Origin of the sequence: Salinisphaera orenii subsp. halophila YIM 95161 (assembly GCF_003732545.1) — a bacterium.
GTDB classification, from domain to species: domain Bacteria; phylum Pseudomonadota; class Gammaproteobacteria; order Nevskiales; family Salinisphaeraceae; genus Salinisphaera; species Salinisphaera orenii_A.
Window position 1 is genome coordinate 21613 of record NZ_AYKF01000083.1, and the last position, 13099, is coordinate 34711.

The following is a 13099-nucleotide window of genomic DNA, read 5'->3' on the forward strand; positions in this document are numbered from 1 at the left end:
GAAATCGATATCGCATGACCTTCTACGAACTCGTCATCGCCTTCGTTTGCCTCGCTCTGGGCGGCGTCATCAAGGGGGCGACCGGCGCCGGCGCGCCGATCTTTGCGGTGCCGGCGCTTGCGATGATGTTCGACGTGCAGTTTGCGGTGGTGGTCATGCTCATGCCCAACCTGCTGACCAACTGCTGGCAGGCCTGGCGTTTTCGTGCGCAGCGGCTGCCGGCGCGCTTCAACCTGTCGTTCGCGGGCTTCGGCGCGCTGGGCGTGATCGCCGGCAGTGTGGTTCTCGCCCAGCTCTCGCCGCGTTTGCTGTCGCTGATCGTGGCGTTGGGCGTGATCGCTTATATCGGGTTCAAATTGTCACGCCCGGACTGGTTCATCCGCTACGAGATCGCGCGGCGCATCAGCGGCCCGGCCGGGTTCGTCGCGGGACTGCTGCAGGGCGCCTCGGGTCTTTCGGCGCCGGTATCGCTGTCGTTTCTCAACGCGCTCAAGCTCGAGCGGCCCTATTTCATCTCTACCGCGTCGTTCTTTTTCGTGGCGATGACGGCGGTACAGATTCCGGCGCTGGCTACGCTGGGGCTGATGACCCCGCATCGGCTGTTGCTGAGCGCGTGCGCTCTCGTACCGCTGGCCGCATTCATGCCCGTGGGCGCCCGTCTGGCCCGGCATCTGCCGCGCACGGTGTTCGATCGCGTGATTCTAGCGGTGCTCGGCGTGCTCGCGATCAAGCTCATGTTCGACGCACTGTATTGACCCGCGCGCGCCGCGCTGGCGCGAATCGACCCGCGCCGCTCGATTCGTGTGTCGGCACGCCGGCGTGACGGTGAAGACGCGTTCTGCGCCGCGTGGCGGGCGTACGACGGCGCCGGGCGTGCACGTGTATGCCACCGGCACGCCTACTGTAGTCGTCGATTGTGCGGTTACGGGTTCAGGCCCGGCCGGGTTCGCGCTGGGTCTTGACGAAGAACAGGGCGAGCGCCGCCACGAGTGCGCCGCTGGCCATGAAGATCGCCACCCCTTGCAGACCGAAGCCGCCCTCGAACAGAAGACCGGCGATGATCGGCGACAGCGACGCCCCGCCGCGTCCGACGCCGATCGCGAAACCGGTGCCCGAGGCCCGTACGTGGGTCGGAAATGCCTCGGCGAAAATGGCATAGAGACCGACCACGCCGGCATTGGTGAAAAAACCCGCGGTCGCGGCGACAAGCGCCAAGCCGGTGAGCGTGGTCTGGCCGCTGCCGAACACGCAAACCATGACGAACGTGATCAGCATGACGCCGATGGTGAGTAGCCGAACCGGATAGCGCCGGGTAAGAAAGCCCAGTAATGCGCCGCCGATCGCGCCGCCCACGTTGGCCCAGACCAGCACGCCGGCCGCCGACGAGGCCGCGAAATCCATGTCGACGACGATCTTGGGCTCCCACTTCAGAATGAAATAGAACGTGGCGATATGGGTGAAGTAGGCCAGGGTCACCAGCGTGGTGGTCGTGATCAACGCCGGGCTGAACAAGTCGCTGGTCGCGCCCTTGAACGCCTGCTCGCGCACGGGCGGCAGCGCTTCAGCGTTCGCGTGGCCCATGCGCTCGAGCGTACGGTTGCAGCGTTCGAGCGCGTCCCTGGGCTGGCGCTGGCACAGAAAAGCCACGGTCTCCGGCAGGCGCAGCCACACGATCGGAATGAACAGCAAGGACATACAGCCGCCGAGCATGAATACAGTGCGCCAGCTGTAGTACTGCAGCAGCCACGCGGCCACCGAGCCCCCGAGTATCGCGCCGATCGGATAGCCGATCGCCATGAGCGAAACCGCCAGATTACGGTTCTTGTCGTTACTGTGTTCGGCGGCGGCGGCATTGGTCGCGGCCAGCATGCCGGCCGATGCCCAGACCGGTCATCAGCCGCCAGATCGACAGGCTCGTCACCCCGTTGGCGGTCGCGGCCAGCATCATGCCCGCGGTCATCACCACCAGACAGCCGAGAATCATCGGCCGCCGGCCTTTCTTGTCGGTGATGCCGCCGAGCAGGATCGAGCCCGCGGCCATGCCCATGAGTTCGACGGCGAGCACGAAACCGAGTGCCGCGCGGTTGATGCCCCATTCGTCCGCGATACCGGGCGCGGCGAAACTGATGGAGAGCACGTCCAAGCCATCCAGGCCGTTGAGCCCGACGGTGATCGCGATCGCCACGATCTGAAACGACGACAGCTTCGAGTTCGCGACGATCTGATCGGGGGTGTTGGGTATGCTGCCTCCTTTTACAAAGCGACCACGCGCGGCGTTCGGGCTTCTGCGCTACATGTCCGTGCGCTTCACGAACACCCGTTCGTAAAGCATGGCCTCACTTAAGCCGAGTTGCGTGAGGCTGTCAAATAGCCGCGTTCGCGCGAGCGCCCGGACCGTGCGATTTTCAGACCTGCGCCGGCAATCGGCATATCGTCGTGCGTGGCCACCAACCGCTACGGTCAGGGTTCGATGGTGGTTGTCGGCACTTCGATAAGCGTAGGCCGATCGGTGCGTGCCAACGCCTCGGCATAGACCCGGCGAAACGTCTCGCCGTCGGTCGCGCGTTCGGACTGGACGCCGTAGCCGGCAGCGATCGAGCAGAAATCGAGCCCGGGCAGGTCGATACCGGGGGCATCCTCGGCGTCCAGAAGACGCGAGAACCAGCGCAGGGCGCCGTAGGTATCGTTTTTGAGAATCACGAAGACCACCGGTATCTCGTAATGCGCCGCGCTCCACAGGGCGGTGATCGCATAGTTGGCCGAGCCTTCACCGATGAGGGCGACCACGCGGCGTTGCGGCTGTGCCATCTGCACGCCGACCGCTGCCGGCAGACCGAAGCCGAGCCCGCCGGCCGCCGGAAAGAAATAGCTGTCGGGATGGCGCAGGGTCACCCGTTGCCAGAATGCGGTGACCGTCGAAGTCGATTCCTTCACATAGATCGCATCCTCCGGGCTGAGCGCGTCGATCGCATCGAATACGTTTTCCGGCGCCAGCCGATCCGCTTCGTCCGCCACGCCGCCCGGCCGTGGCAGGGGCTCGGGCCAGTCACGGGTCGCCGGGGCGAGGCGCGCGAGCAGGGCATCCATAACCGCGCTGATATCGCCGACCGTAGCGTCGCCCATCGGCGCGCGTGCGGCCTCGTTCGGGTCGGCGGTGATATGGATCAGTTGCGCGCCGTCGGCGAGATATTCGCCCGGCGCGTACTGGTGATAGCGAAACACCGGCGCGCCGATCACGATAACGAGATCGTGATCGGAGAACAGCTCGGCGATGCCTTTGATCGCAGCGGGCAGAACGCCCCGAAAACTGCGGTGGTTGGTGGGAAACGGGCAACGCGAGGCCGATGGCGCGATCCAGGCCGGCAGACGCAGCCGGTCGGCGATCGCGACCGCGCGCTCGTTGGCGCCGCAGGCGTCCACGGCGGGTCCGAGTACGAGCACCGGATTGGCGGCGGCGTTGATACGCTGGGCCAGGGCATCGACCTGTTCGTCGTCGGGCCGCCCCGCGGTCGCGACGGTGCGCGATTGCAGCAGTTCGGCCGTGCGCGGCGAGACCTCGGCGGCCCAGTCGTCGTGCGGGATGGATAGATACGTCGGCCCCGACGGCGCCAGGCGGGCGCTGTGAACGGCCTGGGCGAGGGCGCGTGGCACGTCCGAAGCACAGGCCGGTTCGTAGCTCCATTTCACCAGCGGGCGAGGCAGTTGCGCTGCGTCGACGTTGGCGAGCATGGATTCCACGCCGACCATCTCGCGGGCCTGCTGACCGGCGGTGAGCACCAGCGGCGAGTGCGCATACCAAGCGTTGGTCAGCGCGCCCATGGCGTTGCCCGAGCCCGCCGCCGCATGCAGATTGACCAGCGCCGGCGCGCCGCACGCCTGGGCGAAGCCGTCTGCCATGCCCACCACCACGCCTTCGTGCAGGCCGAGCACATAGCGAAAATCGGCCGGGAAGTTCTTGAGAAAGGGCAGCTCGTTGGAGCCCGGGTTGCCGAAGACCGTGGTCAGGCCCTGGGCCCGCAGAAAATCGTAGACACAGGTATGAACGCTGGGCATCGCAAGACTTGGCGCTGGAATGACCGGGTCAAACTATGTCGATCCGCGTCAGCGATCAAATCGATAGTATCGTTAATCGGTATAGATGCTATCGATAACCGTGGTGCCATGGACCTGAATCTCGTTCGTACCTTCGTCACCCTCTACGAATGTCGCAGTGTCAGTGCGGCCGCACGTCGGCTGCACGTGACCCAGCCGACGGTCAGCTACGGGCTGGCGCGACTGCGTGAACGCCTGGCCGACCGGCTGTTCGTGCGCGCTCGTAACGGCATACGCCCGACCGCGGTGGCGGTGCAGTTGTATCCCGCCCTCAGCGCATCGCTGGTGGCGATCGACGATGCCCTCGAGCAGGGCCACCGGTTTGATGCGGCCCGGTCGACGCGACGATTCGTCATCGCGTTGTCCGATCTGGGCGAACTCACGCTGTTACCCGACATTCTCGCGGCCGTGGAGTCGAGCGCGCCGGGCGTTCGGATCACGGTGGTCGCACTTGATGTCGAGCGTGTGGCAGAGGATCTGGCGCGCGGCGATATCGACGCCGCGATCTGCAGTCGCCGGCTCGGGCGCGACGATCTCGAACGCCGACAGGTGCTGTGTGAACGCTATGTCGGCGTGGCGAGAGGCGAACACCCCCGGATTGGCGATACGCCCGACCTCGCTGCGTTTTTACGGGAACATCATGTGCGTATCGATGCTGGCAGCGGCCACGGTCTTGCGGAGGAGGTTCTGGCCGACTCGGACGTCCAGCGAAAGATGCGGCTGACCGTACCGCGTTTTTCGAGCCTGCCGACCCTGATCGGGCGTAGCGACTTGCTGGCGATCGTGCCCGCGCAGATTGCCGCTCGATTCGTACGCGACGGCGGGCTGCGAATGTTCGAGCTGCCGTTTCATGTGCCGCGCTTCGACGTGGCGTTGTATACCCACGCGGCCGGCCAGGCCTCGGCCGCCCAGCGCTGGTTCGCACAGACGGTGCTCTCGGCTGCGCGCGCGGCCACCCGCGACGCGGTCGGATCGGCGTAACCGGATTAGGTCGTCGATCGACGTCGGCATCGCCGCGCGCGGTCGCGCCACACAGTATCGAGCCCGCGTTGTGTATGAACCGGCATGGGCCGCACAACCGGGAATATACGGGGGTATTCGACTAAAGTCCTATTTGCTTGCCGAAGGCGCCCGATCAGGGTTTGTTCCACGAACAGGCGTGCGCACGGCGAACAAATCGTATATAAACGGCGCCGGCATGTGACTCGACAAACGGATGAGGAGCCATCATGACTTTGTTTTCCAGGCGGCCGCGTTGGGCCATCACCGCGGGCGCGGCCTTGTTGATAGGCGCCGCCGGCTCGGCGAGTGCGGCGACCACACTGCGATTCGCCCACTTCTGGCCGGGCGGTTCGGCGATCAACGAACAGGTGTTCCAGCCTTGGGCCGAGGCCGTGGAGAAACAGTCCAACGGCAAGCTGCAGGTCCAGATCTTTCCCTCGCAGACGCTCTCGAAGGCCGATCAGTCCTATAAAGCGACGGTCAACGGCCTGGCCGATATCACCGCGACCGCCCAGGGCTACACCGCCCGGTGTTTCCCGTTGACCCAGATCGTCGAGTTGCCGGGGGTATCGCGCAGCGCGCCCCAGGGTTCGTGCATCGCCCAGAAGCTCTACGAGAACAACAGCGATTTCGCCAAGGAGTATCGCGATTCGCATGTGCTGTTCATGTTCACGACCGGGCAGGGTTTCATCAACACCCGCGAAACGCCGGTCCGCAAGCCCGAGGATCTCGACGGGCTGCGTATCCGTCGTCCCACGGCGGTGGTCGGCGAAATGCTGACCTCGCTGGGCGCTCAATCGGTGGGCATGCCCGCGCCCCAGGCGTATCAGGCCATGCAGCGCGGCGTGATCGACGGGACGACGCTGCCGTGGGAAGGCATGAAAACCTTCCGGCTCAACGAGCTGGCGCATTACCACACGCAGATGCCGCTCTATACGCTGACCTTCGTGGCCACCATGAACAAGCAGGCCTACGAGCGTCTGCCCGACGATCTCAAGCAGGTCATCGACGACAACAGTGGCATGAAGTGGGCGAACAAGGCCGGTGAAGTGTTTGCCGCCGAGGACGCGGCCGGACGCAAGCAGGCCCAGGGCCCCGAGCACACCATCTTCGATATCGATGAGCCGCTCGACGATCCCGACTGGGGCCCGCCGTTGAAGAAAGCCACCGAGGGTTATCTCGAAGAGTTGGAAGCGCGTGGTCGCCCCGCACGCCAGGTCTACGAACAGGCCATGGCTCTGTCTGAAGACTGCGCCGCCGGCTGAGCGATATGAAGGTACTGATGCGCCTGAGTATCTGGCTCGAACGCGCGGCACTCGCGATCGCCGGTGTCGCGCTTCTGGCCATGATGATGGTGACCGTGATCGATGTGGCCCTGCGTTTTCTGTTCCAGCTGACCGACGGGACCAGCGGGTTGACGTTCATGGGCAGCGTCGAGCTCGTCAAGTACCTACTGCTGGCCGCGCTGTTGGGCGCCATGGCCGGCCACGTGGAAAAAAGCCAGGTGGTGGTGGAAGTGTTCACCAACAAGCTCGGCGATGCGATCAAGGCACGGATCGCCGGCCTCAATCTGCTCATCTTTGCCGCCGTCGGCGTGGTGCTCGTCTGGGGTATCCACGAAGCCGCGCGCTCGGCGGCCGAATTCGGCGAGGTGACCCAGGACTTGGCGATGCCCAAATTCGTGATCTATGAAATGGCCGCGGTGCTGCTGGTGATCTTCACCGTGCGCAGCCTCATCCACGGCATTCGCGGTCTCGTGCAGGGAGTCGACGATGGCGCCTGAAACGATCGGCTTTGCCGGCATGGCAATCCTCCTGGTGCTGCTGGCGCTGCGCGTGCCGGTGGCGCTGTCGATGCTGCTGGTGGGCTTTTTCGGCTTCACCCAGGTGATCTCGTTCGATGCGGCGCTGGCGATGATCAAATCGGTGCCGCTGGAAGTGCTGACCAGCTACAGCTTCAGTGCCATTCCGATGTTTATCTTCATGGGGGTGCTGGCCTCGCATTCCGGTATGGCGGGCAGCCTGTTCGATGCCTCGCGCACGCTCTTCGGGGGGCTGGAAGGGCGGCATGGCGATCGCCGCGGTGAGTTCCTGCGGCGTGTTTTCGGCGATTTCGGGTTCGTCGCTGGCCACGGCCAGTACGATGAGCCGAGTGGCATTGCCGGAAATGGAACGCAACGGTTATGCGCCGTCGCTTGCCACCGGCGCGCTCGCCGCCGGCGGAACGCTCGGGATCATGATTCCGCCCTCGATCGCCTTGCTGCTCTACGCGATCATCACCGAACAATCGGTGGGCGAGATGTTCGCCGCCGGGCTGATTCCGGGCCTGATGGGGCTGCTATTCTACTGCATCACGGTTTATATCGTGGTCAAGCTGCGCCCGGACGTGGCATCGCCCTCGGCCTCGACATCTTTTGTCGACAAGCTCAAGTCGATAACTGGACTGCTGCCGTTCGGCGGCGTATTCGCGCTGATGGTGTTCGGTATCTACGGCGGGCTGTTCACGCCTACTGAAGGGGCGTCGATCGGCGCATTCGCAACCCTGGTCTATGCGCTCTACAAGGGTATGCGTACCCGCGGGCTCTGGCAGGCCTGTCAGGAAACGCTTTCATTGTCGGCGATCGTGTTCTTCATGATCGTCGGCGCCGAAACGCTCGGTTATTTCATATCGGCCTCGCGCCTGTCCTTTGCCGTGACCGAGTATGTCGCCGGCTTGGGCCTATCCAATATGGGCGTGCTGTTGTGCATGCTCGCGCTGTTCTTCGTGCTGGGCTGTTTCATGGACGCGATCGCGATGCTGCTGGTCACGGTGCCGGTGGTTTATCCGATCGTGACCAGCCTGGGCATCGATCCGGTCTGGTTCGGCATCGTGACCGTATTGACCGTCGAACTCGGCCTGATCACCCCGCCGGTCGGGATGAACGTATTCGTGATCAAGGCAACCGCGCCGCACGTCAGCCTCGGCGAGATTTATCGCGGCGTGACGCCGTTCATTATTTCGGACCTGTTTCGGCTGGGGCTATTGGTCGCGTTCCCGGTACTCACCCAGTTACTGCTCTAGCCAGAAGATAGAACGGAGAGGAAACGGCCTAAGCCTTTTTTTCGTGCTTATTATAAATAATAAATAATTGATTATAAAATAATTCCTAAGAAACTACTCCAAGGAGGAGATGCTATGAGAGGATTGAATACCCGCTTGGCGCCGGCGGCGTGCCTGCTCGGGCTGGCCGCGATGGGCTGCCCGGCGCTATCGGCGCATGCCGGACCGAATATGGAACGTTCGCGCCCGCTTCGTCCGGGCCCGCCGCGTTATCTCGAGAACTACGATTTTCTGGCCGACTCGAGCAAACACAATGATTTCTTCGATCCGATTCGATATATCCCGGTATCGGACAGTTCCTGGCTGCAGTTCGGCGGCGGGTTTCGCTATCGCTACGAAGACCAGAATGACCCCGGCTTCGGTCTGTCGGGTGTGGACAACGACAGCTATTGGCAGCAGCGCATCCAGCTGCACGCCGACCTGCATCTGTTCGACGACGCGCTACGGGCTTTCGTGCAACTCGAAAATACCGAGTCGTGGGGCAAGGAAACCTTCTCGCCCTACGACGAAAGCAACAACGAAGTCCACCAGGCGTTTCTGGATTTCGGCACCGATACCTATTCGGGCGGCCGGCTGACCGCGCGCGTCGGCCGGCAGGAAATGGCCTACGGCGAGTTCGTCAACACGACCCCCCGCGCGGTGCCCAATGTACGCCTGGCATTTGACGGCGTACGGCTGATGTATGCCGACCCGAACGGTTACAAGTTCAATGCCTTCGCAACGCGGCCCGTGGGTACGGTTCAGGAGGGGTCGTTCAACGATACCTCCAACGACAGCGGCGATTTCTATGGCCTGTATGCCACGCTGCCGCTTACCGAATCCATCGACGACGATGTCTATTACTATGGCTATCGGCGCGATGCGGCGGTATTCAACGGTGTGCCGCTCGAGGAGAACCGCCAGACGGTCGGCAATCGCATCTACGGCGCGGTGAACAACGTCGATTTCACCCTGGACACGCTGTACCAGTTCGGCGACCGGGGTGATCAGGATATCCAGGCCTGGGGTATGTCCAGCTCGACCGGTTATACCTTCAACGACGTGACCGGCAAACCGGGCGTGGCGCTGCGCTTCGATGCCGCCAGCGGCGACGACAATCCCGACGACGGCGAGTCGAATACCTTCGATCCGCTGTTCCCGGCCAACGGCAAGTTCTATGGCAATGCGTCGCTGACCACGCTATCGAATCTGATCGCGGTCGGCCCGCAGTTCGCGTTTGCGCCCACCTCGAGCGTGACTGTGTCGCCGACCATCCTCGCGCTCTGGCGTGAAAGCGACGACGACGCCGCCTATGTGCCCGGCATGCGGCCGATCGCGGGAACGGCCGGCGTGCCGGGGAGTCGTCTGGGCACGTCCTATCAGATGTTCGTGCGCTGGGCGGCGACCGCCAATCTGACGTTCGATCTCGAATATCTCTACTACGACGTGGGCGAAGTCATCCAGGACGTCGGCGGTGACGATACCCAGTACGCCTCGATTCGTGCGTCTTTTCTGTTCTAAACGGCGCGGCAGAGCCGATGCCTGCACTTGCGCGGGCATCGGCTGGGCCTCAACTCATGAATAGCGTCCTCGTCAACGCACTGCGCGTCGCGAGTGAGCGCAGATCCAGAGAGGAATAAACAATGAAAACGTTCCGCGTTCCGGCGCTTCGTAGGGCCGGTTTTGTAGTGTTGTTGTGTTTGAGCTTGCCGGTGGCCGCCCAGACGCAGGTAGTCATGCTGGGCACGGGCACGCCGGTGCCCGACGGCGATCGTGCCGGCCAGAGCTTTGCCGTAGTGCACGACGGCGAGGCCTATGTGTTCGATCTTGGCGGAGGGGCGGTTCAGAACGCCATCCGGGCCTCCGAAGAGAAGGACATCAAGGCGCTGTACCCGACGAATATCGATCATGTGTTCTTTACCCATCTGCACAGCGATCACATGCTCGACTATCCGGAGATGCTCGGCACCTACTGGTGGCGTCGGGATGCGCATATCAACGTCTATGGCCCGCCGCCGGGCACCCAGCAGATGTCCGACGGCGTATACGAGATGATGGCGCCGGATCTGAAAGCGCGCTTCGCTGGCAACCAGCCGATCAAGGACAAGGAAGGCTACAAGGCCAACGTCACCGAGATCACGAAAGATGGCACGGTGTTCGAGGACGACGGTATCCGTATCGACGCCTTCTCGGTGCCGCACGGTTCGCTGGCTCATGCCTTCGGTTACAAGATCGTGACCGACGATCGCACGATCGTCATCTCGGGCGACACGGCTTATTCGCCGGTCGTCGCCGAACAGGCCAAGGGCGCCGATATTCTCATTCACGAGGCTATTAGCCAGGAAGGACTGTCGGCGTTGCCGGAGTTCTGGCAGAACTATCATCACGATGCCCATACCGTGAGTACGGAGCTCGCGAAGATCGCCAACCAGGCCAAGCCGGGCAAGCTCGTGATCGTCCATAACTTGTTCTACGGCGCCGACGAGGATAGCACGCTGGAAGAAGTGCGCGCCGCCTACGATGGCGATGTGGTGCTCGCCGACGATCTGGACGTGTACTAGCGCCCACTGTCATCTGCTAGGCAGCTTCGATGAAGCCGGGCTTGCAGGGTTGTTTCATCGCAGATTGACACCGGTTTGATGGGCCGGGACGTGTGCCGACCCGCGGCATGATTCGACGCTTGCGGTATGCTCATGGGCTTGGCGCCGGTCGGCCTCGACGACGTGGTTTTACGGCTCGGCACGGCGCGTTCCTGGGTATCGAGTCGATGAGCAAACCTCAGAACGCCAGTGCTAGGCCGTGTCGTCACGAAATTTTAAGCCATAAGCAGAGACACGCGATCTGAGCTTGGGCCAGGAACGACGAGAGTCGTTTGGCGTAGCGCGTCGCGAGGCCACGCCACCGTTTGAGTTGTTCGAATGCGTTTTCGACCAAGTGCCGGTGGCGATACAGTGCCGCATCCAAGGCGCGGGGGTTTTTGCGGTGTACGCGCGATGGCACCTGGACCTGCATGCCTTGCGCTCGCGCCTGGCTCACGATCGCATTGCTGTCGTACCCCTTGTCCGCGATCAAATGCTCGGCTTCGAAGTCACGGATCAGTTCATCAGCTTTTGCACAATCCGCTCGGGCACCTTGCGTTGCAAGGATTCGGAGCGGCATACCATGCGCATCCACGGCCAGATGGAGCTTGGTGTTGAGCCCCCTTTTGTGCGGCCGATGCCATCGTTGCCGCCGGGCGCGCCGGCGGCGCTCGCCTGCGCTTTGCAATGACTGGCATCAATCATCAGCCATTCGAAATCGGGCTCGTCAATCAGCACCTCGAGCAAAGCTTCCCAGATCCCGCGATCACGCCAGCGGCAAAACCGTCGATGGGTGTTTTTCCAACCCCCATAGGCCGGTGGCAAATCGCGCCACGGCGCCCCGGTGCGCAGAATCCAAAGGACGGCATTGACGAACTGGCGATTGTCCTCGGCCACGCCGCCCCATTGGCCCGCGCGGCCAGGTAAGTGCGGCGCGATCAAGGCCCATTGACGGTCCGTTAGATCGTGGCGATGTTGGGCATCCGACATGCTGTGTCGTCGATCAGAAGTATCAGTGCCCTATGACAACAGATCTCGTGACGACATGCCCTAGAACTTATCCGCAAATAAATTATACTGTTTGATACAGGTAAAAATGTATTGAGGCAGCTATGAGTCAGTCCCGGGTTGAATCCTGGGAAGTGTCGGATGCTTTCTGGGAACGTGTGGCGCCGCTTATTCCGCCGCGTGAGCCACGCCAAGGCAATCCGCAAAGCGCGTATCGGCGTAAAGCGGGGGGGCGGCCGAAAACCTAAAGAGCCGCGTATTGTTTTCGAAGCGATCGTGTATGTATTGCGCACGGGCTGCCAATGGAAAGCTCTGCCGTTTGAGCGTTTCGGCAGCGCGAGCGCCATCCAAAAGCGATTCCTGGAATGGGAGCGCCGCGGTTTCTTTGTCGCCCTTTGGCAAGCGGGCTTGGCTGAATATGACGATATGGAAGGGATCGCCTGGCGATGGCAAAGCATGGACGGCGCGATGATGAAAGCTCCCATGGCGCAGGAAACGGTCGGACCCAATCCCACCGATCAGGGGAAAAAATGGCAGCAAACGTCATCTGCTGGTCGACGCGCGTGGGGTCCCGTTGTCACTCGTCGTGACCGGCGCGAATCGGCATGATGTTTCGCAGCTGGCTGATGTGCTGAACGCGATACAAGTTCACCGCCCTAATCCACCTCAGCGACGACATAAGCACTCTCTTGATTAGGCCCGAAACTCAGCCGGGTCACGGAATGACCCAGTCGCGCCGGATAATCAGACCATGACAGCACAGGAGACATGTCATGGCGATCAATCGGGTTCAAATGCAACCGGGCTTGTCGATGCGCGAGTTCATGCAACGGCATGGCACCGAAGCGCAGTGCGAGGCGGCGCTGGCGGCGGCGCGCTGGCCGAGCGGCTTTCGTTGTCCGGCCTGTCATTGTCGGCGGCATACGACATTCGAGCGCGTCGGCCGCACCCACTGGCAGTGCCAGCGATGCCGGCACCAGACCACGGTGACCGCCGGCACGATTTTCGCCTCGACCAAACTGCCACTGACGACCTGGTTTCTGGCCATGCATCTGATGACCCAGGCCAAGAACAACGTCTCGGCTCTGGAGCTGCGGCGCCAGCTCGGCGTGAGCTACCGGTCCGCGTGGCGCATCAAGCAGAAACTGCTGCAGGTCATGGTCGAGCGTGAATCGCGCCGCCAATTATCCGGGCGCGTCGAGATCGACGACGCCTATCTCGGCGGTGAGCGTGCCGACAAACCCGGCCAGCGCGGCCGCGGTTCACCCCACAAGATCCCGTTTGTCATCGCCGTATCGACCACGGCGGATCGCAAACCCCATCAGGTGGTCCTCCGGTGT

The 13099-nt window shown here is 62.8% G+C and carries 11 protein-coding genes and 2 pseudogenes; 9 read left to right on the top strand and 4 right to left on the bottom strand.

Features of this window, described 5'->3' with window-relative positions; all coding sequences use genetic code 11:
- Window positions 1–14 precede the first annotated feature (14 nt).
- Window positions 15–755, top strand: coding sequence for a sulfite exporter TauE/SafE family protein (locus tag SAHL_RS09575; protein ID WP_123591196.1), 741 nt, complete (start codon window positions 15–17; stop codon window positions 753–755).
- 175 nt (window positions 756–930) lie between these two features.
- Here SAHL_RS09575 and SAHL_RS09580 read toward each other — a convergent pair whose 3' ends face one another.
- The 3 genes from SAHL_RS09580 to mdlC form a co-directional block, all read right to left on the bottom strand.
- On the bottom strand, window positions 931–1869 hold the full coding sequence (locus SAHL_RS09580; protein WP_221177907.1) for an MFS transporter: 939 nt from the start codon (window positions 1867–1869) through the stop codon (window positions 931–933).
- Entirely contained in the window at window positions 1829–2185 is a 357-nt protein-coding gene (locus SAHL_RS18340; protein ID WP_221177908.1) for an MFS transporter, read from the bottom strand. Before SAHL_RS18340 ends, SAHL_RS09580 begins: the two co-directional genes overlap by 41 nt.
- A gap of 275 nt (window positions 2186–2460) precedes the next feature.
- On the bottom strand, window positions 2461–4053 hold the full coding sequence (mdlC, locus tag SAHL_RS09585; protein WP_123591197.1) for a benzoylformate decarboxylase: 1593 nt from the start codon (window positions 4051–4053) through the stop codon (window positions 2461–2463).
- Window positions 4054–4161: 108 nt separating this feature from the next.
- On the opposite strand from mdlC, the gene SAHL_RS09590 reads away from it, so the two are divergent.
- From SAHL_RS09590 to SAHL_RS09615, 6 genes and pseudogenes are all read left to right on the top strand, one after another.
- Window positions 4162–5073: a LysR family transcriptional regulator gene (locus tag SAHL_RS09590; RefSeq protein ID WP_123591198.1), complete on the top strand. Its 912-nt coding sequence runs from the start codon at window positions 4162–4164 to the stop codon at window positions 5071–5073.
- A 248-nt stretch (window positions 5074–5321) separates the two neighbouring features.
- The gene (locus SAHL_RS09595) at window positions 5322–6359 is read left to right on the top strand and encodes a TRAP transporter substrate-binding protein (RefSeq protein WP_123591199.1); all 1038 of its coding nucleotides are present in this window, start codon (window positions 5322–5324) and stop codon (window positions 6357–6359) included.
- A 5-nt stretch (window positions 6360–6364) separates the two neighbouring features.
- A complete protein-coding gene (locus tag SAHL_RS09600) occupies window positions 6365–6877 on the top strand; it encodes a TRAP transporter small permease (protein WP_123591200.1) in 513 nt (170 codons plus the stop codon).
- Window positions 6867–8154 (top strand): annotated as a pseudogene (locus SAHL_RS18215) (TRAP transporter large permease). Before SAHL_RS09600 ends, SAHL_RS18215 begins: the two are co-directional and overlap by 11 nt.
- A gap of 114 nt (window positions 8155–8268) precedes the next feature.
- A complete protein-coding gene (locus tag SAHL_RS09610) occupies window positions 8269–9693 on the top strand; it encodes an alginate export family protein (RefSeq protein ID WP_221177911.1) in 1425 nt (474 codons plus the stop codon).
- A gap of 122 nt (window positions 9694–9815) precedes the next feature.
- A complete protein-coding gene (locus tag SAHL_RS09615; protein WP_123591201.1) occupies window positions 9816–10733 on the top strand; it encodes an MBL fold metallo-hydrolase in 918 nt (305 codons plus the stop codon).
- Between the two features lie 244 nt (window positions 10734–10977).
- On the opposite strand, the gene SAHL_RS18400 is transcribed toward SAHL_RS09615, so the two are convergent.
- Window positions 10978–11741, bottom strand: a protein-coding gene (locus tag SAHL_RS18400) for an IS5 family transposase (RefSeq protein WP_123591202.1) whose coding sequence is annotated in 2 segments (ribosomal slippage) — window positions 10978–11369 and window positions 11369–11741 — 765 coding nt in all. Because the reading frame shifts where the segments join, the coding sequence is not laid out codon by codon here.
- A gap of 122 nt (window positions 11742–11863) precedes the next feature.
- Here SAHL_RS18400 and SAHL_RS09625 point away from each other — a divergent pair.
- Both SAHL_RS09625 and SAHL_RS09630 read left to right on the top strand, forming a co-directional pair.
- Window positions 11864–12444 (top strand): annotated as a pseudogene (locus tag SAHL_RS09625) (IS5 family transposase); the annotation flags it as partial.
- An 88-nt stretch (window positions 12445–12532) separates the two neighbouring features.
- Window positions 12533–13099, top strand: a 567-nt coding sequence (locus tag SAHL_RS09630; RefSeq protein ID WP_123591207.1) for an IS1595 family transposase, incomplete at its 3' end; no start/stop codon positions are given.

Excerpts from the sequence above, each read along its gene's own strand:
- SAHL_RS09615 (WP_123591201.1), top strand. The coding sequence starts at position 9,816 with ATGAAAACGTTCCGCGTTCCGGCGCTTCGTAGGGCCGGTTTTGTAGTG.
- mdlC (WP_123591197.1), bottom strand. The coding sequence starts at position 4,053 with ATGCCCAGCGTTCATACCTGTGTCTACGATTTTCTGCGGGCCCAGGGC.
- SAHL_RS09575 (WP_123591196.1), top strand. The coding sequence starts at position 15 with ATGACCTTCTACGAACTCGTCATCGCCTTCGTTTGCCTCGCTCTGGGC.
- SAHL_RS09580 (WP_221177907.1), bottom strand. The coding sequence starts at position 1,869 with ATGCTGGCCGCGACCAATGCCGCCGCCGCCGAACACAGTAACGACAAG.
- SAHL_RS09590 (WP_123591198.1), top strand. The coding sequence starts at position 4,162 with ATGGACCTGAATCTCGTTCGTACCTTCGTCACCCTCTACGAATGTCGC.
- SAHL_RS09610 (WP_221177911.1), top strand. The coding sequence starts at position 8,269 with ATGAGAGGATTGAATACCCGCTTGGCGCCGGCGGCGTGCCTGCTCGGG.
- SAHL_RS09600 (WP_123591200.1), top strand. The coding sequence starts at position 6,365 with ATGAAGGTACTGATGCGCCTGAGTATCTGGCTCGAACGCGCGGCACTC.
- SAHL_RS09595 (WP_123591199.1), top strand. The coding sequence starts at position 5,322 with ATGACTTTGTTTTCCAGGCGGCCGCGTTGGGCCATCACCGCGGGCGCG.